The 26,973-nt window shown below is 48.5% G+C and carries 25 protein-coding genes; 4 read left to right on the top strand and 21 right to left on the bottom strand.

The genetic code is table 11. From position 1 onward, the window contains the following. Window positions 1–202: 202 nt before the first annotated feature. From JKP77_RS19245 to JKP77_RS19210, 8 genes are all read right to left on the bottom strand, one after another. Window positions 203–1,543, bottom strand: coding sequence for a sigma 54-interacting transcriptional regulator (locus JKP77_RS19245; RefSeq protein WP_218312795.1), 1,341 nt, complete (start codon window positions 1,541–1,543; stop codon window positions 203–205). Continuing rightward, on the bottom strand, window positions 1,540–2,133 hold the full coding sequence (locus JKP77_RS19240; RefSeq protein WP_218312794.1) for a hypothetical protein: 594 nt from the start codon (window positions 2,131–2,133) through the stop codon (window positions 1,540–1,542). The genes JKP77_RS19245 and JKP77_RS19240 overlap by 4 nt, the downstream gene beginning before the upstream one ends. Window positions 2,134–2,135: 2 nt before the next feature. Continuing rightward, window positions 2,136–3,530 (bottom strand): sensor histidine kinase, encoded by a 1,395-nt coding sequence (locus JKP77_RS19235; protein ID WP_218312793.1) that lies wholly within the window; start codon window positions 3,528–3,530, stop codon window positions 2,136–2,138. Between the two features lie 116 nt (window positions 3,531–3,646). Continuing rightward, the gene (locus JKP77_RS19230; RefSeq protein WP_218312792.1) at window positions 3,647–3,949 is read right to left on the bottom strand and encodes an EF-hand domain-containing protein; all 303 of its coding nucleotides are present in this window, start codon (window positions 3,947–3,949) and stop codon (window positions 3,647–3,649) included. Between the two features lie 202 nt (window positions 3,950–4,151). Continuing rightward, window positions 4,152–6,236: an EAL domain-containing protein gene (locus JKP77_RS19225; RefSeq protein WP_338024901.1), complete on the bottom strand. Its 2,085-nt coding sequence runs from the start codon at window positions 6,234–6,236 to the stop codon at window positions 4,152–4,154. A 56-nt stretch (window positions 6,237–6,292) separates the two neighbouring features. Continuing rightward, window positions 6,293–6,730: a tellurite resistance TerB family protein gene (locus JKP77_RS19220; RefSeq protein ID WP_218312791.1), complete on the bottom strand. Its 438-nt coding sequence runs from the start codon at window positions 6,728–6,730 to the stop codon at window positions 6,293–6,295. A gap of 269 nt (window positions 6,731–6,999) precedes the next feature. Then, complete coding sequence (locus JKP77_RS19215; RefSeq protein ID WP_218312790.1) at window positions 7,000–8,643, bottom strand: fused response regulator/phosphatase; 1,644 nt, start codon at window positions 8,641–8,643, stop codon at window positions 7,000–7,002. A gap of 11 nt (window positions 8,644–8,654) precedes the next feature. Further along, entirely contained in the window at window positions 8,655–8,960 is a 306-nt protein-coding gene (locus tag JKP77_RS19210; RefSeq protein ID WP_218312789.1) for an STAS domain-containing protein, read from the bottom strand. A 201-nt stretch (window positions 8,961–9,161) separates the two neighbouring features. Here JKP77_RS19210 and yciH point away from each other — a divergent pair, with 201 nt between their 5' ends. The 3 genes from yciH (at window position 9,162) to pheA (ending at window position 11,875) form a co-directional block, all read left to right on the top strand. Next, window positions 9,162–9,485, top strand: a complete 324-nt coding sequence (gene yciH, locus JKP77_RS19205; RefSeq protein ID WP_218312788.1) for a stress response translation initiation inhibitor YciH — start codon at window positions 9,162–9,164, stop codon at window positions 9,483–9,485. Window positions 9,486–9,525: 40 nt separating this feature from the next. Beyond that, entirely contained in the window at window positions 9,526–10,326 is an 801-nt protein-coding gene (locus tag JKP77_RS19200) for a response regulator (protein WP_218312787.1), read from the top strand. Between the two features lie 367 nt (window positions 10,327–10,693). Continuing rightward, complete coding sequence (gene pheA / locus JKP77_RS19195) at window positions 10,694–11,875, top strand: prephenate dehydratase (protein WP_246601296.1); 1,182 nt, start codon at window positions 10,694–10,696, stop codon at window positions 11,873–11,875. On the opposite strand, the gene JKP77_RS19190 is transcribed toward pheA, so the two are convergent. From JKP77_RS19190 to rpsP, 13 genes are all read right to left on the bottom strand, one after another. Next, window positions 11,872–13,638: a tetratricopeptide repeat-containing diguanylate cyclase gene (locus JKP77_RS19190; RefSeq protein ID WP_218312785.1), complete on the bottom strand. Its 1,767-nt coding sequence runs from the start codon at window positions 13,636–13,638 to the stop codon at window positions 11,872–11,874. The two genes, pheA and JKP77_RS19190, sit on opposite strands and share 4 nt — an antisense overlap. A gap of 2 nt (window positions 13,639–13,640) precedes the next feature. Continuing rightward, window positions 13,641–13,844, bottom strand: coding sequence for a hypothetical protein (locus JKP77_RS19185; RefSeq protein ID WP_218312784.1), 204 nt, complete (start codon window positions 13,842–13,844; stop codon window positions 13,641–13,643). A gap of 91 nt (window positions 13,845–13,935) precedes the next feature. Continuing rightward, complete coding sequence (locus JKP77_RS19180; RefSeq protein WP_218312783.1) at window positions 13,936–14,496, bottom strand: GNAT family N-acetyltransferase; 561 nt, start codon at window positions 14,494–14,496, stop codon at window positions 13,936–13,938. A 77-nt stretch (window positions 14,497–14,573) separates the two neighbouring features. Continuing rightward, on the bottom strand, window positions 14,574–15,359 hold the full coding sequence (locus JKP77_RS19175; protein ID WP_218312782.1) for an SAM-dependent methyltransferase: 786 nt from the start codon (window positions 15,357–15,359) through the stop codon (window positions 14,574–14,576). Window positions 15,360–15,479: 120 nt separating this feature from the next. Further along, the gene (locus tag JKP77_RS19170; protein ID WP_218312781.1) at window positions 15,480–16,766 is read right to left on the bottom strand and encodes a pepsin-like aspartic protease; all 1,287 of its coding nucleotides are present in this window, start codon (window positions 16,764–16,766) and stop codon (window positions 15,480–15,482) included. A 58-nt stretch (window positions 16,767–16,824) separates the two neighbouring features. Continuing rightward, a complete protein-coding gene (locus tag JKP77_RS19165; RefSeq protein ID WP_218312780.1) occupies window positions 16,825–19,146 on the bottom strand; it encodes a methyl-accepting chemotaxis protein in 2,322 nt (773 codons plus the stop codon). Window positions 19,147–19,261: 115 nt separating this feature from the next. Then, entirely contained in the window at window positions 19,262–20,404 is a 1,143-nt protein-coding gene (tyrA, locus tag JKP77_RS19160; RefSeq protein WP_218312779.1) for a bifunctional chorismate mutase/prephenate dehydrogenase, read from the bottom strand. Between the two features lie 32 nt (window positions 20,405–20,436). Next, window positions 20,437–21,528 (bottom strand): 3-deoxy-7-phosphoheptulonate synthase, encoded by a 1,092-nt coding sequence (locus JKP77_RS19155; RefSeq protein WP_218312778.1) that lies wholly within the window; start codon window positions 21,526–21,528, stop codon window positions 20,437–20,439. 349 nt (window positions 21,529–21,877) lie between these two features. Then, on the bottom strand, window positions 21,878–22,501 hold the full coding sequence (locus tag JKP77_RS19150) for a trimeric intracellular cation channel family protein (RefSeq protein ID WP_218312777.1): 624 nt from the start codon (window positions 22,499–22,501) through the stop codon (window positions 21,878–21,880). 286 nt (window positions 22,502–22,787) lie between these two features. Further along, the gene (gene rplS / locus JKP77_RS19145) at window positions 22,788–23,147 is read right to left on the bottom strand and encodes a 50S ribosomal protein L19 (RefSeq protein ID WP_218312797.1); all 360 of its coding nucleotides are present in this window, start codon (window positions 23,145–23,147) and stop codon (window positions 22,788–22,790) included. Window positions 23,148–23,164: 17 nt separating this feature from the next. Further along, complete coding sequence (trmD, locus tag JKP77_RS19140) at window positions 23,165–23,926, bottom strand: tRNA (guanosine(37)-N1)-methyltransferase TrmD (RefSeq protein WP_218312776.1); 762 nt, start codon at window positions 23,924–23,926, stop codon at window positions 23,165–23,167. Beyond that, a complete protein-coding gene (gene rimM / locus JKP77_RS19135; protein ID WP_218312775.1) occupies window positions 23,927–24,448 on the bottom strand; it encodes a ribosome maturation factor RimM in 522 nt (173 codons plus the stop codon). Window positions 24,449–24,472: 24 nt separating this feature from the next. Continuing rightward, entirely contained in the window at window positions 24,473–24,724 is a 252-nt protein-coding gene (rpsP, locus tag JKP77_RS19130) for a 30S ribosomal protein S16 (RefSeq protein ID WP_218312774.1), read from the bottom strand. A 486-nt stretch (window positions 24,725–25,210) separates the two neighbouring features. Between rpsP and JKP77_RS19125 the strand changes: the two genes are divergently transcribed. Beyond that, complete coding sequence (locus JKP77_RS19125; RefSeq protein WP_246601295.1) at window positions 25,211–26,965, top strand: ABC transporter transmembrane domain-containing protein; 1,755 nt, start codon at window positions 25,211–25,213, stop codon at window positions 26,963–26,965. Window positions 26,966–26,973: the final 8 nt, after the last annotated feature.

Genomic DNA, 26,973 nt, shown 5'->3' with positions numbered 1-26,973 from the left:
GTGCGCTTAGGTCTTTGATTACTTGAAGTTGTCATAAAGAAGTCCTCTTTATGTCTACGTATTTCAGGACGGGACAAACAGCACAAAAAGGGCCGGATGTTATCCGGCCCTTTTATGTTTCTGTCACAACGATTTTTCTTATATTTCTATAACGTATTGCCATCGGTAACGCTTTTAAAAACACCAGCGCTATGGCGTGATACTACCGGAAGTCACCGGCATCCAGTTCGTGCTTTTTCATCAGCTTATGCATGTCCGTACGGTTACGCCCAGCCAGCTCAGCAGCACGTGTTACGTTGCCGTCGGTCATCTTAAGCAACTTATGAAGATACTTTTGTTCAAACGCGTCACGCGCCTCAGTCAACGTCGGCCAGCTTTGCTTGGTGGCTGACAGCGCCTGCTCAACCAAATGCAGTGGCACAACCGGCGTTTGCGTGAGTGCGACACATTGTTCTACCACATTCACCAGCTGGCGCACGTTGCCGGGCCATTCCGATTTTACCAGCAACTGCATCGCATCATCAGAAAACTGACTCACATTCACCTGATGGCGCTGCGCACTTTGTTGCAACAGTGAACGCGCAAGCAAGGGAATATCTTCACTACGCTCTTTCAATGACGGCAGTTTCAGATTGACCACGTTCAGACGATAATACAAATCTTCCCGGAACGTTCCCTCTTCCATCTCTTTGTGTAAATCTTTGTGCGTCGCAGAGATGATACGGACATCAATATCGACATGCTTACTGCTGCCGACCGGACGAATTTGACGCTCCTGTAGTGCGCGCAGTAATTTAACCTGCAGGGTCATTGGCATATCGCCAATTTCATCCAGAAACAGCGTGCCGCCATCGGCTTCCCGGAACAGCCCTGAATTGGCAGTGACCGCCCCCGTGAACGCCCCTTTTGCGTGGCCGAAAAGTTCGGACTCCAGCAAATTTTCCGGCAATGCGCCGCAGTTAATGGCGACGAAGGGTTTGTTACACCGATTACTGGCCTGATGAATGGCATTCGCCAGCAACTCTTTACCTGTTCCACTGGCACCACTAATAAGTACACTCACTTCCCGCTGCGCTATGCGATACGCCTGGTCCAGTACATTCAGCATATCCGGAGAACGGGTAACAATATCTTTTGCCCAGTCTCCCGGCTGCGCGGCCAGTGACTGACTGAGCGCTTTCTGTAACAGAGTGCGTAGTTCCTCATGATCGACGGGTTTAGTCAGAAATCCGAACACCCCACGTTGGGTCGCCGCAACGGCGTCAGAAATCGTGCCATGCGCTGTCATCAGGATAACCGGAATGTCTTTTCTGACGCCCATTATCTCTTCAAACAGACTTAAGCCGTCAAGTCCCGGCATTCTCAAGTCACTCAACACGACATCGAAGGCATCACTGTTTATTTTTTTCAGCGCCGCCTGACCGTCTTCTACCGCGGTGACATCAAACCCCTCACCTTCCAGTCGAATAGTGAGTAACCGCAATAAACTCTGATCATCGTCAACCAATAGAAGCTGTGGCTTTGATTGTTTTTTCTCGCTCATTGCTGAGTACTCCTGTTTTTATCCATCAATGTTGCTTCAATCTGAAGTAGCTCTTCCAGCTTTTTACGTTGTGCTTCCAGTTCGGATTTCAGGCTCTCAATATTCAGTGCCCGTTGGGTATTCACCTTACTGAGCATGCTTATTGCCGACTCATACTCCAGCATTTGGTTGTTCGGCGATGCCACCAGCGTAGCAACGGCTTGCTGAATTTGTGGCGTAAAAACCGGAGTAATTTCATCCAGCCAGTGCTTCGCGCGCAATCTGTCCTGATAGGGCGTATCTACCGGCATAGATAAGAGAATTTTGTGCAACTTATCAGCCGGCGTTTCTCCTAAAGCGGCAATCTGACTTTTGCGTAACGGCCAGGCGGTATTGTCTGCCTGCACCCAAAGTCCAACCCAGTAGGTTAATTCACAATTTTCCTTCACTGCTTCAATACTGTTGTTAAAGACGCAAACATCGTCATCCAGTACGGAGAGGATGGGAGTGGCGGGCTGGTTAGTTTCCGCCTCATTTTTTTCATGTGTTGTTGTTAATGCGGCACACCCCGACAAACCTGTCAGTGCGACCATCAACCACATCGATTTCATTCTCATTTTTCCTGTTGTGGAATGGTGACCCTAAAACATACATCCGCATAATCCACGTCAACGACAGCGACATCGCCGTGCATAAGCCGCGCACAGTCAGACACAATCGACAGACCGAGACCGGTTCCGACGACGTTGTCGTTTCTGGGTTCATCGCCTCGCGTGAAGGGTTCAAACAAGGTTGCGACTTTTTCTTGCGGAATGCGTTTACCACGGTTGGCTACATCCAGTACTGCATCATTATCACTGATATAAATACTGACATTAATTGGCCTTCCCACGGCACCGTGTGCTACGGCGTTGGATATCAGATTATCCAGTATACGCCGATAAAGCTCTTCATCTACCCAAACCTGCTCGGTCTGAATATCTACTGTGACATCCCGCTCCTGCAATGCCAGGGCGTAGTCCTCCAGACAATCATTAACTAATTTTTCAGGGCTGGCCAGCGAGAACTTTGGTTGTGCCTGTTGCAGCAGAAGATTATAGTCCAGCAGCTTTTCCACCAGCGTATTGAGACGCTGAGTACTGGATGCCAGCAGTGATAATACCTCTTTTTGCTGCGCATTGAGCTCACCCACAACATTTTCTGATAGCAGGCTACACCCCTCTTTAATGCTGGCCAGCGGCGTTTTGAGTTCATGGGCCGCATGGCGTAGCAACGCCGTCCTGATATGTTCGAGTTGCTGCAGGCGGTCATTAAGCCAGTGAAGATCTCTTTCTACGCCAATCAGCTCTTTGGGGGCCTGAGTAGAAATTGGCGGTAACTCCCCTTTCTGATGCGCAAGAATACGGATAATCTGCTTTAACTTTTTAACCGGATTTACAATCAGCTGACTGCCCAACAGGATCAATAGCAAGGAAACACTGACCAACATGGCCGTAGACCATGCCTGCTTAGCCTGCATCGCATTGAGATCGTCGCGCTGAATATCCAAACGCTTCTGAATAGCAACGTCCACATCTGAGCGCATGTCAGACACGCTGTTATTAATTGACGCGAGATAAGCATTCAATAACAACTGGTCGTTAATTTGCCGGTAGCCCTTAACCTGTCGAATTTGCTTGTCCAATCGCTCACACGTGGCACTGGTCTCAAGCACCAGGCATAAACTTTCTTTCGCCGCGATAAACTGGCTGATGGCATTATCAGAAAGTTCCGCCACTGCCTCGCTTTTAAGCACGGCGAACTGGCGAATACTACGCTCAAGGTCGACAACAGCCCCATCGAGTTTCTGCATCAGCCCCACGACATTGACCACGTATCGGGTTTCGATTCGTGTCATTTGTCCGACTTTGGCGAGATCACTCTGACTCTGCCACAGCAGAGCAATAAGCGGAATAAGGGCAACCAAAAAGCTGCCTAAAGTGAGTTGTCGAAGAGATCCTAGTTGCACTAGCTTTTCACTGAAAGAAATCCGGTCAATCAGAATGGCACACCCCAAAAATGCTAGCAAGAGAGGACGGCATGAAACTCACCGTCCCCGCGTTAACCTACAATTATCTGCCTGATTTACTGATCATCGGGTGAAACTTCAGCAGTACGCTCTGCTGCAAGTTCATTATCATTTCCAGGCGTAAGTTCACTCGCCAACAGTTCTTCTACTGACAGTAAGCCGTCTTCATTCTGGTCAATCAGTCCGAAGTTGCGAAGCAGTTCTGTATTACTCACCGCCTCTTTCAGTGAGATGAGTCCGTCCTGGTCGGCGTCTAATTGCATCATTAGATCTGCTTGTGCGTTGGCATTAGCGACTGATATCGCCTGTAACGCCGCAACACTGAGTAAGATAAGAAAAATTTTTTCGATACGCTTCATGGTAGCCTCCGCGCGTCTGGTCATAAACAGGGTAACAATGAGGCGCTTTGCCTCGAAACCGTCGACCCAAAAACTGTCGATGATTCCTTGTTGCTCAAATCATGCCAAAAGAAAGGAAACTTTATAATTCAGTCACTTAGCTAAAACCATGTTAATTTTCCGTGAAATAGTGTCTCGAATTAGCAACGCCATAACGCCAAAGTTACAGGTTTGACTGTATCAGTGCGCGTCGCTCAAAACGGGCCGGCAATGTATCGAACTGGTGTAGAGGAATGGGTTTGCTAAACAGGAAACCCTGCACATGATCACATCCGTGCTCCAGCAAATACTCCCATTGCTCGTGATTTTCGATTCCCTCTGCACAGATAGTCAGTGACAGGCGCTTTGCCAGATCGATAATGGTACCGGTTACCAGCCTGCTTCGCTCTGACGTTTCAAGCTCGCGGATAAACTGTCGATCGATTTTCAGGGTATCGATACTGATTTGCGTAAGGTAACTTAGCGAGCTGTAACCCGTTCCAAAGTCATCCAGCGCAATTGCACAGCCCATATTACTGACACGGCGGAAAAACTTATTCGAGAGCGCAAAGTTCTCCAGGTAAGCCGATTCTGTCACCTCAAATTCAATGTATTCCGGATTGATATTGTGCTTGATGAACAACGCATGGATGGAATCGAACAGTCCAGAGTGGCGAAGATCGTGACCAGACAGGTTAATCGACACACGAAAACGACGCTGCAGATGTTGTCGCAGTGCCGACATTTCCACGCACACCTGTTCAATTACCCAGCGTGTAATCGCAGAAATTTTACCACCCTGCTCGGCAATAGGAATAAACTCTGCCGGCATGATCATGCCAAAATCCGGGTGCACCCAACGGATTAATGCCTCGAAACCTATGATGACACCTTTGCCATCAATCTTCGGCTGATAATAAATCTGGAACTCGTGATTACTGATAGCCTGATCGATACTGTTGGCTATAGACAACTTACGTTTGTGCGACTCCACCATATCCGGCGTGAAGATAGTATAGGTGCCGCGCCCCTTTGCTTTAGAGCGATACATTGCCAGGTCAGCATTGCTCATTAACTGGCTTAAATCAAAATCTGCATCTGTTGCTTTTGCAATTCCCAGACTGACCCCGACGGTGAGTGCCAGGCCGCGCAACTGAAAAGGTTCGGAGAATGCGGTAATCACCCTGTTGGCCATATTCTCAATGCTGGCTCTGGAGGTATCACGGTCGGGTAAAATGATAAATTCATCGCCCCCCAGCCTGGCTACCAGGTCGCCTTCCCGCAACATCGTGGTAACCCGATCGGCTACCTCTATCAGAATTAAGTCGCCGGTTTCATGGCCCAGCGAGTCATTAATTCCCTTGAAACCGTCAAGGTCGAAAAACATCAGGACTAAATCTTCATCCGCGCGACGGGCCCTTGCCAGTTCAAGGCGCAGGTTATCCATGACAAACTGACGGTTTGGTAACCCGGTTAAACTGTCGTAGTTTGCCAGTCGGGTCATGGTTTGTTGCTGTTCGATGAGCGTCTGGTTCTGCTCGTAATTGATGGTAAGCTCGACTTCAATCATTTCCAGCAGGTTATTGATACTGTTTCCCAGCTTACTGATTTCATTTTTATGGCCGGTTTCATAGCGCAGGGCATAATCTTTGGTCTCATTGACCTGTTGGGTGAAGCGAGACAGCGAATACAAGGGCCTGAGAAGGCGGCTGAGAAAATACAAACTGATCCCGATTGTGACCAGCAAAATAACAAATACCAGTGGCATCGCCTGGAACAGCAACGCGCGTTTGCTCCGTGTTACTGGCCTAGAGACATCGGTGACCACCTTTAAATAGCCTTTCAGCATTGCCGGCTCACCAATATAATGAATACTTACCAGATCATTATTTTCGGTAAAGAAACCGGCGGGTGTCTGGGCATCCAGGGCTTTTTCAGTGACGGGCGACGTTGCTCTATCTACCGCCTTGCCGTCTACCTGAGACAGTAATGCGCCGTCATCGTCATACACACCGGCGCTGATGATGTTGTCATACGCTTCAAGCTGCGCAAGCACAACACTAAGCTCTGTGTAATTTATATTTTCGCCTTCCAGCACAACGGCCAGATCATCCGTCAAATTGGTTGCCAGTGCGTTGACATTACCGCGAACGGCTTTGTGATATAAATCTTCATGCTCAGAAATAGCGAGCCACAGCACCATAGCTGTGGCAAAAAACACTGCGCTGGAAACGATGATGCCCAGCGGACTTTTTATTGATCGAAACACAGGCTACGAACCTATTATTGTTGTAATTATGGCTGGCCCTGTGCACGCCCCTGTTATCAGGTACTCGTGACGTCCAGCTTGGTTTTAATAAACTGACTGTGAGGCATATGCAGCAAATCTGCTATTCGACGAATCGTATGCTCCTCAATCGGGGCAATTTCTTTGTCCGCATATGCGACTTCCCAAAGGCTCTTTAGGATAGCGCGCTTTTCCTCGTTATCACACCGTTCATTTAATACCTGAGTAAACTGCACCATATCTACTGCTTCTTCTGCCGTCTCACGACCGTCCTCCATTAAGGCGTCAATCTGTTCGTCGGTTAAGCTGAAACGCGCGTCCAGCATAGCGCGATACGCGTTGAGCTCGCGTTCATCGGCATGCCGGTCTGCACGAATAATTTCACTTAATAATGCGGCGGTAGCCAGTTCGGTAGTTAATGCGGGTTGCGCGTCCTGCTCTGGCGCCTTGAGTAAATCGAGTACTTTTCTCAGCATAGTATTACTGTCCGTTATCCGTTGTTACCGATTGATAGCCTGTTCTTAGGTTTTTGGATTAGCCCTTATCGTTCGTTGTGCGACAAATGCACTAAATCATACGTTCTGCCCCGAGATGACAGCAGACATCAGAGGTTCTGACTGGTTTCGTTAGCGTTGTCCTCTGCGACAGTTGGCAGGTCAGGTTAGCCGATGATGTATAAGTGAGTCAGATAGTCTTTCATTGGAAGTTGAAAACAAAGCAAAACCATTCAACGATTGCCAGAGCATTAAAGCGTCATCGTAACACAGGTTTTGCGCCCGCCGTTTTCATGCCACACAGTCTGGCAAAGTTCGCGCAACAGCATGATCCCTCTGCCAAAGGCGTTGTTAATATCATCGTCCGGTATGTTTTCGTACTCAAACCCGTCACCAGAGTCTTCCACGCTGACATAGAGTTCCCGCTGATGCGGCTTGTACTCTACAGAGACGGTAATGTGCCCTGTTTCAAGCTCAGCAAGGCCCGACTCGCGTTTCATATAATACTCAACAAACCCTTCAGGGGAGGATTTAAGAGAAGAGTCAATTTTCAGTAGCCCATGCTCGATGGCGTTATTCATCAGTTCCGTCAGAACGGTAAACAGGTCTGAGCGGATCCAGCCCAGGCCCGACTGGCTGTTAAGCATCTCCAGTAACGGCTCAAGCACGGTCTCCTGCCTGAGCGCGTGTGGCTGAAGTGTGCTGGTGACAGTAAACGGAAACTGACTAATAAGTGATTCATCACGAAGGCTTAGCAAAGACTGGCAGGTGAAAATAACCACCGTGATATCATCAGCCGGCTTCTCACCTTTAAGATATTGCAAGGCTCTGTCATAGAGTGATGCAGCGGTAACATCCTTAGCGGCGAGAAACCATTCCGTCACGCCTTCCTCATCAAGCATCCGGCCCTGGCTGTCGGTGATTTCCATAATACCGTCAGAATAGGCCATCAATTGTTCGCCTTCAGCGGCCTCGTAAATATCGCAGTGGCTTTCAAACTCGTTCTCTTCGAGGATCCCCAAAGCCATATGTCGCGGAGCAAAACGCCGCACCAGTCTGCCATCCGCACTTTTCAACAGCATCGGCGGTAGGCCGCCGTTCCAGATAGTAAATCGGTTACCCTCGGTAGAAACTTCAACGATAGCGGCAGCAAAAAACATGTCTGTGGGGAGAAGATTCAGTAATGCATTATTCAGCGTGATCGCCATTTCCGCCACCGACAGCCCCTTTCTCGCCATCGCCTGAAAAGCCCGGGTAACCGGCAATGCCCCTATTGCCGAGGCCAGTCCGTGTCCGGTGAAGTCGCCAACCAGAAAATACATTCCCCCTTTCGGGCTGCTCTCGCACAGAAAGACGTCACCATTGAAGTCTTCCGCAGGAGATACCTTAAAGTCGAAATACTGCTCGACATCTTTGCGATTGACCACGGCATTACTGAAAATGTGTTCGACGATGTCGTGCTGGTGCTCAACATTGGCCTGGTGAAAACGCAGTTCCTGGTTTTGCTGCTCTACGTGTTTACTTAGCGTGCGAATACGGCCATGTGCACGAATTTTTGCAGCCAGAATGACCTTATCGAAAGGCTTGGAAGCAAAGTCATCCCCACCCACTTCCAGGCAACGAACCAGGCTTTCCTGATCCTCCAGAGACGTGATAAAAATGATTGGTAGGTAGGCTTCACCGGCCATTTCTTTTAAACGCGGCGCAACCTCGTAACCGCTTAGCCCCGGCATCATGACATCTAACAGAACAAGATCGGGGTCAATCTCTCTGGCAATGTCGAGGGCCTGCTCGCCGTTTTCAGCTTCATAGCAATCGGTATAGCCCTGTTGCTCAAGCATGTGTTTGAGCATAAAGCGATTCAGGGGTTCGTCATCAACAATCAGAATACGCATTATTGCGTGTCTCAGCTGATTTCAAACTTTTTATCAAAACGGGATATTTTCAGGATCCTGGCTACCTGGGGACGACAGTGCGTGATGCTATAGCTGAATTGACGTTCATTCAGTGATTTTTGCATATTCAACAACATGCCCAGGGCAGAACTGTCCATGTATTCTGTGTCGCTCAAATCGACTTCGATATGGTTTATGTCTTCCGATAAATCCAGATAGGCCAGACGGAAATCCTGCACTTTTCCAAAATCAAACTTCTCATCAAGTTTGATTATCAGTCGCTTACCCTCATCGGTTACCTTAGTCCCAATACTCATCCGCTTTCTCCGATAACTGCTGTGTGCCCTGACGCTTTCACTGTGGCTGATGAAAATTTATTATAAAATCAGGCTGTTTTGACTATCAGGCGTAGTGTGTGCTCAGAGCAGTGTCAATTTCAATGTCTTTCTTCTAGTATATTAGTCTAGATTTTTAATAGCGGAAGTGGTTCCGGAGACCTTAGGAAACAATTCAACCTTATGCAAAACTCAAATCTGGTTTACAGTACTGACGGCGGCAAAATTGAACAGGCGAAAGCACAGTCAACACGCTCGGTGAATAAAGACGGGATTGTGCGCATCCATCGTGAAACCAAAGGCCGAAAAGGAAAAGGCGTTTCAATCGTCGAAGGGCTGGACAAAGAGCCCGCTGAATTAAAAACACTGTGTAAAACCCTCAAGCAAAAGTGTGGCTGCGGTGGTGCGGTAAAAAATGGCACGATTGAAGTACAAACTGACGATCGTGAAAAACTGCGTACCCTGCTGCAAGATGCCGGCTTTACCGTTAAAATCGCAGGTGGTTAAGCCCTGCCCCTAATCATGTTGAAAAAAGAAGAGTCCTGAAATGGAAAAGCTGTCGATTTCCGATCTACATATTGTGCTTATCGAACCCTCCGATACGCAACGAAAAATAATCACCACGCTGCTGCTGAAAGAAAAAGTAAAAGAGATAGATCCTGTCAGCACAGTAGCTGAAGCCAAAGCCGCACTGCGCTCGCACAGTGCTGACCTGATTGTCAGCGCGATGTACTTTGAAGACGGTACCGCTCTGGATTTGTTAAAATACGTTAAGGAATCACCGGATTTTGCCAGCATTCCCTTTATGCTGGTATCCAGCGAAAACAGGCTGGCAAAGCTGGAAGAGTTCAAACAAGCTGGTGTCGCAGCAATCCTGCCGAAGCCATTTGAGCCTCTCCATTTATCACGGGCGCTGAATGCCAGTCTGGACTTGATCAACCACGACGAGCTCGACCTGGATTTATTCGATGTACAGGACGTGCGCGTATTGCTGGTGGATGACAGCAAGCTGGCGCGAAATCATATCAGACGCGTGCTGGAAGGAATGGGTCTCAAGCGCATCAAAGAGGCTGAAAATGGTGCCATGGCGCTTACATTTATCAAAGATGAAGCCTTTGATCTGGTTGTCACTGACTACAACATGCCGGAGATGGACGGTCGCGAGTTGTCAGAGTTTATCCGGTTCAACCCGGAAACCACGCATATTCCTATTATCATGGTGACGTCAGAATCTGCAGACAGTGCGCATATGGCAAACATCCAGCAAACCGGCGTTAATGCACTGTGTGACAAACCGTTTGAACCCAATGAAGTGCGCACGATGCTGGCCGCGTTGTTAGGAGAGTAATTATCGGGGCGGTTGCCCGAAGCAGCCAGTCAGATCACTGGCTTTATTTCCGTTCAGGATTCATTTGCGGCAGAAAGTGACAACTCACTTCTGCCCTTTTTTATCTCTTTCCTCAACTGCATATGACCAGCTAGCACAATGCATGCACTTTGAAAATACCAGAGCCCGCAACTAACTACGAAGGCGTGTAAAAATCAGTTGACAGAGGCCATTATCGGGCATAAAGTCGGGCTTATGAAAACGTATATTACACACACAGTCATTTTCTTTTTTGCGTTTATGTCCTTAACGTAAGGGAGGCTGTGTCGTGTGCAAAAAACCTCCCACCGGGAGGTTTTTTTTTGCCATGAAGGAGAGCCGAAACATTATGTCTGACAATGCCCTAGCGCCGATCCGAGAGCGTATAACCGAACTGGACAGCGAGCTACTGTCACTGCTGGCAGAGAGAAGAAAACTGACTAACGAGGTTGCTGAAACCAAGATCAAGCATCATATTCCGGTACGCGATATTAAGCGTGAAGAACAACTGCTTATCCGGCTTATTAAGGAAGGGCAGAAAGCCGGACTGGATGCGCACTATGTCACGCAGCTCTTTCATGTGATCATTGAAGACTCGGTACTTAACCAGCAGGCGATGCTGGCAGAACGTGCGAACCCAGGCAGCGCCTTGCCGCTGAACCGCGTGGCATTTTTAGGTGATAAAGGCTCATACTCGTACCTGGCAACACAAAAGTATTTCTCGCGCCGCCCGGGCGAACTGCTCGAAATCGGCTGCCAGAGCTTCAGTGAAATCATTCAAAAAGTCGAGCATACTGAAGCCGATTACGCCGTATTGCCCATAGAGAACACCACGTCAGGCAGTATCAACGAAGTATACGACCAGCTCCAACATACGCAATTAAGCATAATCGGAGAGCTTACCCACCCCATTCGTCACACTCTTCTGGTATCAAAAGAAACCAGTATCAGCAAAATCAAAACGGTATACGCCCATCCTCAGGTGTTTACTCAGTGCAGCCATTTCTTAGCCGAGCTGGGCAGCATTGAAGTAAAAACCATGGACAGCACATCATCAGCCATGCTGAAAGTGAGTGAATTACAACGTGATGATGTGGCAGCCATCGGCAGCGAAGCGGGCGGCAACCTTTATGGATTGCTGGCCATCAAGTCCAACCTGGCAAACCAGAAAGAAAACCATTCCCGCTTTATTGTTGTCGCGCGCGACCCGGTTGTGGTGCCACTTCAGGTTCCGGCCAAAACCACGCTGGTTATGTCAACGGTGCAAAAACCAGGCGCGCTGGTTGAGGCGCTGTTAGTGCTGCGTGAGAACAGCATTAACATGACAAAACTGGAATCACGGCCCATTCCGGGCAACCCCTGGGAAGAAATGTTTTACATTGATGTGGAAGGCAACGTGCAGGATGGACCGGTGCAGAATGCACTGGATTCACTCAGAAGCATCACCCGCTACGTCAAGGTGCTGGGCTGCTATCCAAGTGAAGAAATCAGCCCGACCAAGGTGGCAGCGGCGAGTGCTCTAACCAATTAAGTCCCGATAGGATCTGTGCTAAGAAATGCCGGACTCTCTTTAAATGACGGGTCGTAACGATATACCTGGTTGCGGCCCTCATGCTTACTGCGATACAACGCCTCATCGGCACAGGCATAAAGTTGATCAAATTTATAGCCACACTGATTGGTATCGGTCAGTCCAAAGCTGGCAGTAATGGTAAAGTCAGAACCGGTGTGTGATGTGTCTATTGCCTCAACCGCGCGGCGAAAACTCTCTGTCAGCGATTCGGCCTTCTCTACCGTGCAGCCGGGAAGCAATATCGCAAACTCTTCTCCCCCCATTCGCCCTAAAATGTCCTGCTTACGGCAGGCGCTTTTGATAACACGGGTCACCTCTACCAATGCCCAGTCGCCTGTTACATGCCCATAGGTATCATTAATTCGTTTAAACAAATCCAGGTCAAATATCACCAGTGCCAGCGTCTGACTGGTTTTCTGATGATAGCGCAGATTGGATTCTGCCAGCTCGGTAAAGTAATGACGATTTAAGATCCCCGTCAGCTTGTCAGTTCTTGCCTGGCGGCGAAGTTCTTTGTGCATTTTACGGTTAACTAACAACCACACGATAACCAGCGCGCCCAACATCAGCAGCACAACGATTACCAGACGGCTGTTTTCTAGCTCTTTAGTGCTAAGTGCAGCTTCTGTCTTTAGCAGAGAGTTTTCTTTATCCAACAGTTTTATATGTATTTCTCTTTCCAGCGCCTCGTTTTTTGCCTGCTGAATAGCAAGCTGTCGGGCTTTGGTTTCATCAAGCAACGCTTTCTCTGTTTCAGAAGCTCGTTTAAAAAATGCTAAAGCCTGATCAAACTCACCTTGTTGTTCATAAACTTTGGAAATCACATCAAGAGCAACGGCTCTGGGTTTTGTCAGCCCCGTATTCTCAGTTAATGATACCGCTTGTTGCGCTGCCTCCAACGCGTCGCTCAGACGACCATATGTGAGATACATTCCGGAAATGTTTGCATAGTAATCAGACAAACCAACCGCGTAACCGGTATTGATAAACATCGTTTCATTACTTTCTAATAATCGCAGAGCAGCGGAAAGCTCATCGTTATCGGAAAGTGCTGTTGCCTTATGCAGAATGACTCTGGAGGCAGGAATCATCTCGCCTACTTCTCTGCAATTTTCCAGTGTCTGGTCAAACGGCGATTGCAGATCTAATTGTCCGAGATTAAGCATTGCCTCCATTTTCATTACCATGCCGAAACACTGGAAGCGTTTTTGCTGGCTTTTTTCCAGAACCGCTGAAGCATTTTTCAAGGCTGCTTCATAGTCATCAACCTGATTAAAAAATATCGATAATATCATCAGCGATTCGAGTTGGACCGCCTCTGACACTTCAGGCGTTATCTCGTATAACGATTGAACGTCTTTGTAGCCCTGAGCGATGTTTCTTGTAATAGCGTGGATATTGATAGAAGCAGAAAGGGCGCGCGCTTTTAAATCAGAGTCAGAACTTTGCTGAATAATTGCCCGGTATTTTTCAAGTGCTTCAGCAGGCTTTCGATTGAATCCTAAGTGAAACCCCTCAAGTAGCATGAGGTAATAGTAATCGGACGTATCCAGTTGCTGTCGTTGCGCACTAATTTCGCTGAGTATTACAGAGAATTCCTGGGGTGACTTGGTTTTTATACTGTCTGCGTATTTCAGTTTATCGTCAATGTCAGATTTTGCGAAAACACTGGCGCTAAGAACAGCGCCAATCAAATAGACTATGACCGATTTTGCTAACATATTTAGTGGCGCGCAATCTCAGGCTTATCTTCCTTGTCTTTCTGTTCACCTTCGTCGGTGTCGTCACCTTCTTTTTCCGGGAACATAATGCACCACTGTTTGTGGTTTTCTTCAAGCGCATCACCAATGACATTGGCAACAAGTTGCTTATGTCCCTGAAAAGCGGCATCCGCACCCAATTTCTCTAAAAGCTGTATCGCTGTCATTTTTACCTTCTTATTTTATCGATATTGTGGGAAATACACTTTCGAAGCGAAAAAAAAGATTACCATTTAACCAGGGCTAAGTTAACAAAAATCAGCCTATCGGAGCAGAGATATTGAGAATACGTCGCTTGTGGCTCTGGCTTTCAGTGTCTCTTAAGATGGCTTTTACCATTTTTTGACCACCGATGATTTCTGGCTCTTCAAAAGCAAAGCCAAGGTTGGTAAGTATTTTTCTTACTGGTCGGTGATGGCTCTGAAAATTGGCCTGAAAATCAGTGATGTGGTAGTCGGCTTGTACGATGTCAATGATTTTACCCACGGCTTCGGTACCAAAATCTTTTCCGTTACATTCAGGTACCAGCATCAATCCGAGTTCAACATCATCGCTTTGATTTTTCCACTTGGCCATACCGATACCACAAAACCCGTTGTCTTGCCGTTCGTGGACCGCCCAGACTTTCTGTTTGATTCCTTTTGCTTTATTCAGTTTCAGCGTTGTTGTAAAAGCGGTTTCAACATCCTCGTCGCTTAACGGTGGAGCAATATTACGCATCACTTTTGGCGACTGATACAAAGCAATATATTGTCCTTTGTCACCCTCATCGAGCAATCTGAACCTGAGCCTCTGACTCAGGTAACATTTATTCAGCACGCAACACCTCATTTCAGCCATTTCCTAAGGGCACCTTACACTTCACCATGTCAAAAGTGAGGTGCACTGCTCTTTTGTCAGAGACTGTCTAATTCATTTAATTTAGTCAAAAAAGCTGTGTCTGTTTGTTTTTCAGATCCAGGCGGGATCACCATGGTAGTGTGTTGGTGAATTTTCGCATCGCCTACATTTTTCAATGGAAGCCACTCAATTCGCACCTCGTCGATGGGCAGCACGGCGGCCTCGTAAAGCGCTACCCTGTGATCTGCTGGATAAAACGCCATCAACGATTGCATCAGCAAATGTCGATACTTTTTATGCGATTCAAACTCCTGATGCCTGCGATCGCCGACCATACCTACTTGCCAGAGTATCAGCAGTGCGCTGGTGTCCAGACACTTTTTATTCATCAGAAACTGATTGGCTTCGTAATGAATGCATCCATTTGTACCCGGATCCAGCCCCATGTCAGCGTACAGGCAATCTTCTGCAGATATGCCAGGCTCCATATGTGCCTGGAAGCCTTCATCCCGGGCAATTGCTATCACCTTATGAGGGGCCAGGGCAAACACACCGGGATGGCCGTAAAACGCCCCCACCACGTTTTTACCTGCCCGAACTTCTGTCATCATCGCCGCAACCATTTCTTTGTAGGTATCCCGGCGATCTTTGCCTACGGCGTAAAATGACTGAAGGCTTCGGACCTCACTGTTCATTGTCATTACCCACTCTTCAACATAGCTGTCTGAGAGACTGCAGAACACGATGTCAGCGTGTTCAATATAACTTCTGGATAACGGGCAAATATGCGCTCCGAGCGTCATTCCTACTCCAACAGCAACAAAACTTCCTTTCTTTTCCATAACGTAACTCGTTTTTCAAGTAATAACGGTAGTGTTTAATCACCGCCTCTTATCACTGAAACGGTTAGTTCAGGTTATATTATCTGAGTACCAATAACGATTTTTGAGAATAAAACAGCATCACTCGTGCAAAGCCAGTCTTATTGCCTTGATGATATGACCTGGAATATCCACTTTTCGTGCAAAATGTACGCTCCCATTTTTACCGTCTTGCCTGTCGAAAATGGTGTAATAGTTATTCAGCAATGGAAGCCCAATTATCACTTGATTTGGCCAGCCGGCAAGGCTGCATAGCTTGAAGGTTGCCTGGTTTGGGGCTGGCGCATGAATTTGCCAGTACGTATCCGGTTTTAGCGTAACAGTAACCGGCTCCCCACCCTGCCCTGTCAGAATGAGATGAATGTCTGGCCAGGTCGCGAGGTCAAGTTTATCAAGCGGTACGCCGACTTCTTTACCGGAATAATTACCAAATACGTCCAGCAAAGACTGAAAAGCGGGATTGTAGGAATAAAGCGCCTTCTTAACGGCGTGCATTACCGGTGCAGGCATGACCACCATTGAAGCGCCACTATCGACAATGCCATTGCTGACATAACTGGCTTTGTGTGCCTCATCCAGCGCTGGCACTGCAATTTCCGGTAACTCACCTACCCGAACGCCATATACATTTACGTTGTAATATTTATCGTGCAGCACCGGCACGGTATACACTGGGTTGCAGTAGAGTTCTGTATGTTCAAATGGCTTTCCCAATACACACAAGCCATGATTCAGGTGATGGCATGTCAACGCCTCGACAGTCTGGTGCTTTTCGGTGTGGAATATACTGGAGCGATGTGTGAGCAGTGCAAACTGATCCATGACCGCCCCTGATTCTTCCAGTTGCGTGAAATAGGGTGTGATAGCGGCCTTGGGTAAGGCACGCAGCGTCTGTGAATATGATGAGACTGTCTGGTCTGGCTGCTGCAGAACGTAGGGGTAGCTGTCCGGGGGCTGTACGCCCTCACTCAGGAGCAACTGGGACACATCAAATGCTGTGTCTAGAGGCGAAAATGCCAGCCCCAATATACCGTCTGCATCCAGAAAGCTTGTTGCGCCAGCTTCAGAGGCAATCGCAATCTCGACGTCATTCAGTATTGCACGGTGTCCCGGCATGCCCACCGTGACACGGGTTTTCACGACAGGTCCATACCAGCCACCACTGCCATACTCAACACACTGCACATAAGAAGTGGCTGTGAAGTGTGGATCCTCAGTTCTCTGGTAGCAGGACTCTCTGACCGCCAGTACGCTACTGCCGGTATCCAGAATGACATTTACCGGCGTTTTACTTCCACCTACCGACATCCTGGCTGAGAATCCGCCCTTTGCATATAGATTCGTCAGCGGAATACGAATTGACTTCATTGATGGCATTGCTCTGCTTTATTGACTTATCAATAATGCCATCAGGCTAGCAGTTTCACTACACTTTAAATCGCGCCACCATATCTTTGGTTTCCACCGCAATCCTGGCCAGTTCGGCGGCAGACTCGCTGCTATGGCGGGCGCCGAAATCGATATCCGATGACATTTCTGAAATACGACTGACATTCTGGCTGACACTTTTGGAGGTTACGTGCTGTTCCTCTGCCGCCGCTGCAACAGTATCTGCAAGCTCCTGCACCCGTACAATGGTTTCAGAGAGCTCGTTCATGGCAGTGGTAACAAGGTCTACCAGATGAATACCTCCATCCGCTGCAGTCGCGGCTTTCTCCATTGCAACCACAGACTTTTCTGAAGATGCCGTCATATTTCCCACGATGTTTTCGATTTCCACCGTATTTTCCTGTGAGCGGGTGGCCAGTGCCCGGACTTCATCAGCAACCACCGAGAAACCTCTGCCAGCCTCACCGGCACGGGCTGCCTCGATAGCCGCATTCAGTGCCAGCAGGTTAGTCTGATCAGCGATACTGGTGATGACATTGAGTACGGCGGTAATTTGACTGACTTCGTCTTTAAGCGACACTATGACCTCGCTGGAATCGCGGATCAACTGAACCAGTAGCTTGATGTTCTTAGCAGCGAGGTCCGCCCTCTCCATATTTTCCTTCAGGCTGGCCAGCGCCTTTAAACCGCTATCGCGGGTATCCACCGTGGACCGCGCCACATCTTCAATAGACGTAGACAACTCCTCAACCGCACTTGCCGCAATGTGTGTCTCATCACGCTGCTGCGATGTGGTTTTAGTACTTTGCTCTGTGATGGCACTCAGTTCTTCCGAAGCTGAAGCCAGTGAATCTGCATTGTCTTTAACCGTGGCCACGATGTCGCGCACCTGAGACAGAAACTGATTTAGCGGCAGGATGATCCGGTTTATCTCAGGAATGCGGGAAGGCTCCAGCTGTATCGTCAAGTCACCATCCCCCTGTGCAAGATCGCTGCATGCCTCTCCCACTCTGTCCAGAGGACGAACCAGACGACGAGCCAGCCATAACGCGATCAGTGCTGCGACAACTAAGACTACCGAGGTCTCAACAAGCGTCGAAACTAACAGCTTCTCACCTAACTGTTGTGCTGGCGCGAGTGCTTCATCTACATCGATTTCAGCAAGCAGCGCATACGTAGCCCCACCAATTTCCACAGGCGCAAAGTAAGAGTAAACCGATACATCACGGTAATCATTTAACCGCATAAAGCCGGACTCACCAGACAGCGCTTTACGTGCGGCTTCGGTTTGTACCGGCTGAATACCTACCGATGTGCCGGCATCGCGAATGGTATCGACCACTTCAGGATACTTTTCGGACAACGCAGCAAAATAACCATTTTTGTCCTCAACAAAAAAGCGACTTTCGTTAACCAAAACCCCTTCCGGAGAAACCAGATACGTTTCTCCGGAGTCACCAAAGCCGCGGTCCTTCCACTCATAATTGTGCGTAAGGATCTGACTGACTTTGTCCAGCGGCATTTGAAATATCAGTATGGCTTCCCGCTTCCCATTAATTTCAATCGGCGAGGCCAGAAACCCAGCCATCGCATTATAAGACGGCACGTAAGTATCCAGTTCACTAACCACCACAGCGCCAGGGTCAGTCAGCGCAGCGGCCTCTTTGAAAGCCTGTCCAATTCCGATATCAGCATAAGGTCCGGTCTTCAGACTGGTCGCAAAATCCAGCTCTTTAAAGACACTGTAAACAATGTTGCCTGTGTTGATGTCGGCGATGAAAATGTCGTAATAACCAAACTGATTAAGAAAGTCTCTTATCTCTTTATGGTAACGACGGTGCGCCACAGCATAGTCGGTCTGATTTGGTAAATCGGTTAACTTATCTTTTTCGCCGATAGGAAAATCAGAACCTATGATAAAATCGTACTGCAATCGTTGGCTACCCTTTGAGAGCGGTGATAGCAAAGAACCGGGATCACGGTATGGCTGCGCATTTCGCTTTTTATACAGTGATGCAAAATCCTGCGTGTAATAGCTGCTAAGCGACTGCTGCTGTCTGGATGTGAGAGGATCACGTTGCAAATCATAAGCACGAAAAGCGGGGATAAACGCTTCCGTCGCATTTTTTATTACCGAAGAGGATGAAAAGTTACTGACCTGTGCGGAAATAAAGTCTACATATTCAGTTATTGCTTCCCGTGTCTGCACATTTTCGATTGTCAGCTTATCCAGGCTCGCGGCTTCCAGCGCTGCTGTAGACTCACCCACGCCTACGCGATATGACACCGCAGCAACAATGATAACGGAAAGTGCTACTAACGGAATAATAGCGAGTAGAAGGCGGCTTTTAAGTGTCATGTCCTGATTGTCCTGAAAGTCCCCCGGGGAACATTATTATCTGCAGATTACGGGATTTCTTCAGAGATAAAAGCACACTTTAGTCTAATTCGGAGATAAACATACATACGAGGGTTTATTTTCGCAGCATTTGACCGTCATCCGCTTTAAGCAACAGCTGTTTACTGTCGACCAGACACATTTTTGCGTAGTCCCCGAACCAGCCACCAATTTCCAGAAACTGTTTGATAAACGCTTTTTTGTCACCGCGCTCCAGTACATCGAGCGCCAGACCAAAGCGCTCGTGAAAGCGCCTGAGCAGTGCCACGTTATCTGGATTATTGAAGATGATATCTGCGTAAAGTTCAGGCGCCTGCGCAAAAAGTCTGCCTACCATCGCCAGCTCAAGACGATAAATGGGCGAGCTAAATACGGTTAATGTATCTAAATCCGGGTTTTCCCCTTTTAAATGCGCACCGTAAACGAAAGTATTAAAGTGGCGCATTACCTGAATATAAGCCATCGCCTGGTCATGTTCTTGAGCGCTACTCTCATGGATTGTCGCGCCCCAGATACGCATCTGATCAATAAGCCATTGATAGGCATCAGGTGCTCTGCCGTGGCACACCACGACCACCTGCTTAATCATGCCTGGGGCATCCGGTCCAAACATCGGGTGAAGTCCGACAACCGGGCCAGGGTGCGCATCAAGCATTGCCTGCAAAGGCTTAGATTTAATACTGGTAATATCAGCCAACACACAGTTTTCTGGTAATGCGGTTAACTGAGAGATAACGGTTTCAGTAAGGGTTATAGGTACGGCTACAATCACCAGGGCGGCTTTCGAAAGCGTCTCTTCTGCGTGGCCTGACTGCCAGTCATCTTTTTCTATGACAGCAACGTCATAATCGCTTCTTTCGAACAGACTAACAAATACACGCCCCAATGCCCCCCGGCCGCCGATGACAACCACGCTCCCCGTTTTCGGGTTGACTCCCTGATAACGATTGTTCTGGGTGTGGTAGGAATCGCGCATGATCCTGCGCATTAAATCTTCAGCCAAATCCGGCGAAATATCAGCCTCTACAGCTAAAGCGCGAAGTTTATCGATTAATGCAACTTCACGCTCGGGTACGTAAACCGGCATTCCGGTTTCGGCTTTAATTTCCCCCACCTGACTGGTGAGAGTGGAACGTTTAGCCAGAATGTCAATGAGCTGGGCATCCAGCTCATCAATGTCTGACCGTAATTCAGCCAGGCGCTGCGACGAGTCCGTCATGATCGCAATGTTTCCCTGTAGTCGTGTTGATATCAGGCAACATCAAAACGTTTATTTTGACGTAAGGGTAACACAGTAATCAATTTGTCTCTGGTCTGGGTAATCAGATTTTCGGTGGTTTGCCAGTCAATACAGCCATCGGTGATGGAAATACCGTATTCCAGCTCGGCAGGCGATTTGCCATCCGCATTCTGGTTACCTGAATTCAGGTGGCTTTCAAGCATGATGCCGATAATGGACTGGTTCCCCTCAAGGATTTGATTCACAACATTCTGCGCGACCAATGGCTGGCGGCGATAGTCTTTGCTTGAGTTGGCATGACTGCAGTCTACAACCAGGCCTGCGGTAAGGTTCGCGTCCTGCAGTTCCAGTTCGCACTCAGACACACACACCGAATCGTAATTTGGCTGTTTACCGCCGCGCAAAATAATATGACCGTCAGGGTTACCACTGGTTGCAATAATACTTACTTGCCCCTGCTTATTGATGCCCATAAACCGGTGACCTGATGCGGCTGATTTAAGCGCATTGATAGCAATGCCAAGACTGCCGTCAGTGCCGTTTTTGAACCCTACCGGCATAGACAGTCCGCTGGCCATTTCGCGGTGAGTTTGCGACTCTGAAGTACGCGCACCGATGGCACTCCAACTGAACAGCTCGGCAAGATATTGCGGACTAATAGGGTCCAGCGCTTCAGTCGCAACCGGCAACTCCAGCTCAGCCAGCCAAATCAGCAACTCGCGGGCTTTTCGCAAGCCGGTTTCAATATCGAACGTGCCGTCAATATGCGGATCGTTAATTAATCCCTTCCAGCCGGTTGTTGTGCGCGGCTTTTCAAAGTACACCCGCATAACGATAAATAAGGTATCTTTACAGGACTCATGCAGCTCTTTGAGACGCAACGCATATTCTTTCGCTGCATCGATGTCGTGAATCGAACATGGGCCACACACTACCAGCATGCGGTGATCACGGCGGTGGATAATATCGGAAATGGTTTTTCTGGCTTGTGAAATGGCTTCCAGCGCCTTATCTGATACTGGGAGTTCCTGGCTCAAACTTTCAGGCGTAACCAGCACATCTTCAGCGCTGATATGAACATTGTTTACGGTGTCCTTGATCATGATATCTCTTATCTTTGGCTGGCTTTAATGCGGTGAAAGTAACAGGGCAACGAAGTGTAATTATTTATTTACACCGCTAAAGCAATTAAATTTTATAACTTGATTGACTTTTTACCAACAATGGAATGAAGGAGCAAGCTTTAGTGCATATTACCTTGATATAACCTATTCCCCAAGGTTTTCATGATGACAATGACTAAAGCATAGACGGAAACGTACATCTTTTAAGCAGAGGTAAGGGTTTTGCTAGTGACGGCCATATGATCGGCTTACAGCGCTACGGTCGGCTGCCAGTGCAACTGAAGGTCATAGTATCAAGCTGGTCATTATGAATGGTGGTTGCAGGGTGTCAGAGAATGCGCCCTTTTTTAAACAGGTTGGGTCGCCAGCCCCAGTGCAACGCACCAAAGCGTAACAGCACCGTTGTGGCGATAGCGCCTACCACGCACCAGACATAGGACACATCAACAGCAAACAGCACCGCATAAACCAGCCCTCCGGATAAGCATGCAGTAGCGTAGAGATCGCCTCGCATCACCAGCGGCACTTCCCGACAAATCACATCTCGCATCAGGCCACCAAAAATCCCGGTTGTCATTCCCATGGTAATGGCAACCAGCATACTTGTTCCTTCTATTAACGCCTTTTCTATGCCAACAATATTGAATATGGCAAGCCCTATGGCATCTACCAGTAAAAAATAATAGTTAGAAATCGAAGGCAGGTAGCGAATAAATAGTACGGTAGTGATTATCGCCCCGTATGTCGCGTAGAGGTAATCAGGACTTGCGACCCAGAAAATCGTTGTATTCAGCAACAAGTCACGTACGGTACCACCGCCCAATGCTGTCATTGAGGCAACCACAACAATGCCAAAGCCATTGATATTTTTTTCATGGCCCATCAGCGTGCCCGAGACTGCAAAAAATGCAGCACCCATTATATTCAGAAAATGAAAATATTCAGACGACATCCCTGCGTACTTCCTAAGTGGGGTAGTTACTCTCTTTATTCGGTTAATGTCGTTGGTAAGATCGGTATTGCATAGTGATTTGTGCCATTCGCCTTTTTCTTGTCCGCTTCAGATTGACAACGAATAGACGCGGCAGTGCGGATTGGGTAACTAGCAGTTGCCAGTCTGCTTGCAGAGTTCTTGTATTCCTTAAGATGCAGATGTGCAAGAATAAGTATCAGAAGACACAAAAAAGCCCGCTGGAAGCGGGCTTTCGAAGTTAACGGTAACGCAAGTATTAGTAATCTTAGTTAAGCTTTTCTTTGATACGTGCAGATTTACCTGAACGCTCACGAAGATAGTAAAGCTTAGCACGACGAACCGCACCACGACGTTTCACTTCAATAGAAGAGATGGCCGGGCTGTGTGTTTGGAAAACACGCTCAACGCCTTCGCCGCTAGAGATCTTACGAACTGTAAAAGACGAGTGAAGACCACGGTTACGCTTAGCGATAACAACACCTTCATATGCCTGAAGACGCTCTTTGTCACCTTCGGTAACGCGAACTTTAACACTCACTGTGTCACCTGGGCCGAACGCAGGAACATCAGTTTTTAACTGTGCTTGTTCAATTTTTTTGATGATATCTTGACTGACTTTGCTCATCATTTCCTCTCATCTAGTTAACTGTCATCTTGCCGCAACTGTGACTTGAATAATTCAAGTAACCGCTGTTGCTCCTCAGTCAGAGCTAGGTGGTTTAATAACTCAGGGCGACGCTGCCAGGTTCTTCCCAGCGATTGCATGTGTCGCCACTGCCTGATTTTCTCGTGATCACCGCTTAATAACACCTCAGGAACCGCCTGACCCTCGAGAACCTCCGGCCGCGTATAATGCGGACAATCCAGAAGTCCGTCAGTAAAAGAATCTTCAACTGCAGAAGCTTTGTGACCCAGTACACCGGGTACCAATCTGGCAACTGCGTCCATAAGGACCATTGCCGGTAGCTCACCGCCGCTTAACACATAATCACCAATGGAGACTTCTTCATCTACATGGGCATCGATTACGCGTTCATCGATTCCTTCATAACGTCCGCAAATTAAAATTGTGCGGTCAATCTCTGACAAACGCTTAACGCCTGCCTGGTCCAGGGGCTTACCCTGTGGTGACAGATAAATCACCTTACTATTTTCACCGCCAACCTGTTTGGCTGCGGATATGGCGTCTGTTAAAGGCTTAACCATCATCAGCATGCCGGGGCCGCCCCCGTAAGGACGATCGTCAACCGTGCGATGGCGGTCATGGGTAAAGTCGCGTGGGTTAAATGTATCTACACCGAGCAAACCTGCTTTCACTGCCCGCCCCGTTACGCCCTGCTGGGTAAACGGTGCAAACATTTCCGGAAACAGGCTGACAATGCCAAACCATTTTTCCGCGGTCACTTAGAACCCCGGATCCCAGTCAACTGTAATGACCTTGCCTTCTTTATCTACCGATTGCACAACATCGTCGAACACAAACGGTATTAATCTTTCTTTCTGACCAAAAGCATCTTTCACATTTGCCCGTACCTGAAGTACGTCATTGGCGCCTGTATTAAATACCTCTTTCACCACACCCAAGTCGTAACCTTGCGTAGTTACCACTTGCATGCCGGTGAGCTCCCGCCAGTAAAACCCTTCATCACCTAAATCAGGTAACTGGTCTGCATCAATACAGATATCCAGATTTTTGATACGCTCTGCATCATCTCTGGACTCAACACCTGTGATTTTTGCTACCAGGTTCTTACCATTTGGTCGCCATTGATCAATCTGGTACTCGTTATCATCACTGAGATTCCAGGGCTGATAGTCGAAAATACCTTCCGGTGTTTCGGTATAGCTGTTGATCTTGACCCAACCTTTTACGCCATACGGCGCGCCAATTTTGCCAATTACTACTTTGTCAGACGCTTGACTCATCTATACCCACCAGTTGCACGCTGCTTATGCAGCTGCTTTTTTAGCTTCTTTTACCAAGCTAGATACGCGCTCAGAAAGCGTCGCGCCATGGCCAACCCAGTGCTCAATGCGCTCAAGGTCTACACGCAGACGTTCTGCCTGACCTTGTGCTGTAGGGTTGAAGAAACCAACGTTTTCAATGAAACGACCGTTTCTTGCACGACGGCTATCAGCCACCACTAGTTGATAAAAAGGACGCTTTTTCGCGCCACCACGCTGTAAACGAATAGTAACCATAAATGCCTCAAACTCGTTGTAGCGTTACCGTTAACTTACCTTTCTGCTTGCGAACAAAAAATGAGCGCGAGGAGAAAGGCCGCGGAATTATACGGAAATGACAGGTGATTGCAAGCAGAATCAACAACAAAGCCTGTATGCAGGATACGATTTGCTGTACACGTCATTGTTCACGAAACAATCTGTGGTGACAGAAATAGAGGTTACGCTTTTCGGGCCAGCAAAACCTTATTTGGTGTGTCATTAATGTGCTCACGCAGCGAACACCATGGCGTTAGCAGACGACAGCCCTTTTCAACGTCTTGGTACGGCAATGTGCTGATAACCTTTTACTTATGCTTTTTTTCTCAAGGTTGCTTCGGAGCTACGCCAGATAATTAAACGTGTAAGGCCGCGCTATAATCGCAAATAGCAATCTTTCCTGTACGCCTTACCGTAAACTCTTCGACGAACCTTATAACGCAACAATCAGAAGGACATGCTGTTTTGGCACTCAAACAACCACAGGTTTCCACTCCCGCGGTAATACGCTGGCTGACCAGTTATTTATCGCCTTACCGAATGCGGGTGTTCGGCGCCGTTGTGGCACTGCTGATTGCCGCCGGCGCATGGTTGTTGCTGGGTCAGGGGGTGCGCTTTGCGGTCGACAGCGGCTTTATGGCGAACAACCCGGATACGTTGAATACCGCCGTGGCCGGTGTACTGGCTATCTGTTTGCTGGCCAGTGCGGCTACCTACTGCCGCTTTTATCTGATGACGTGGCTGGGTGAACGTGTCAGTGCTGATATTCGTCAGCATGTATTTGGGCATTTACTTACGCTGGCGCCGGACTTTTACTCCAGAACCCGTACTGGCGAAGTCATATCCCGATTTACCAGCGACACCACAGTATTACAGACCGTGATTGGTATGAGTTTGTCTATGGCTATCCGTTCTGTAATCACATTTATTGGTGCGCTGGTGTTAATGGCAATCACCAGTCCGTTGCTAACACTTTGCGTATTGCTGGCAGTACCGGCAGTGCTGTTACCCATCCGCCTGCTTGCCCCACAGGTGCGTCATTATGCCAGGCTTTCGCAGGACAAAGTGGCTGATATTGGTGCCAATGTTGACCAGAGTTTGCATGAGATCCGCACCGTGCAGGCTTACACAGCTGAAACCTTTGAATCGAATGCGTTCTCCTCGCGTGTCGAGGCGGCAATGGATACCGCAAAGCGTCGCATTCACTATCGTTCATTGCTGATTGGCACCATCATGGCACTAAGCCTCAGTGCAATCATTGTTATCGCCTGGATTGGCGCCAGACAGGTTTTCGACGGCGTGATGACAATGGGCGAGTTGTCGGCGTTTCTGTTTTACGCGGTTATGGCAGGCGGCAGTGTCGCGACCATTTCTGAAGTCATTGGGGAGGTGCAGCGTGGCGTAGGCGCCAGTGAACGGCTAATTCAGCTGCTTAACAGTCGCTCTGATATCCAGGAAGGGTCTCACGTGTTGCCATCACACAGCGATAAGCCGCCGTCACTGTGCTTTGAGCACATTCATTTTGCTTACGCGGACTCGCCGGCTCTGTTTCACGATTTATCATTTACCATTGCTCCCGGTGAAACGGTTGCACTGGTAGGCCCCAGCGGCGCCGGCAAGTCTACCCTATTCCACCTGCTGATGCGTTTTTATCACCCTCAACGCGGGCAGATCCTGATAGACGATAAATCAATTGCCGATTGTACCCTGGCATCGCTGCGACAACAGATCGCCATCGTGACTCAGGAGCCAGTGGTTTTCGCCACCACAGTGCTGGAAAATATCCGCTATGGCTCCCCCCTGGCCTCTGAAGAGGATGTGAAGCGTGCTGCAAAAGCCGCGTTCGCCCATGAGTTTATCGACCAGCTTCCTGACCGCTACTTAACCGAGCTGGGCGAACGCGGCGTGCGATTATCCGGGGGACAGCGTCAACGCATTGCGATAGCCAGAGCGATACTGGCGGATCGCCCTGTGTTACTGCTGGACGAAGCGACATCGGCTTTGGACGCAGCCAGTGAAAGACGGGTTCAGGAAGCTCTGGATAAGTTGATGCGCGGGCGCACAACGATAGTTATCGCGCATCGCCTGGCCACCGTTCAGCATGCTGACCGCATCATCGTCATGAAAGAGGGTGCGATAACCGGTACCGGTAACCACGACGAGCTACTGAAACACGATGCACTGTATCGGGAATACGCCGAGCTGCAGTTGTTAAGCTGACCTGTCTG

The organism is Alteromonas antoniana (genome assembly GCF_019249295.1).
GTDB lineage: Bacteria > Pseudomonadota > Gammaproteobacteria > Enterobacterales > Alteromonadaceae > Alteromonas > Alteromonas antoniana.
This window is presented reverse-complemented; position numbering and strand designations above follow the sequence as displayed.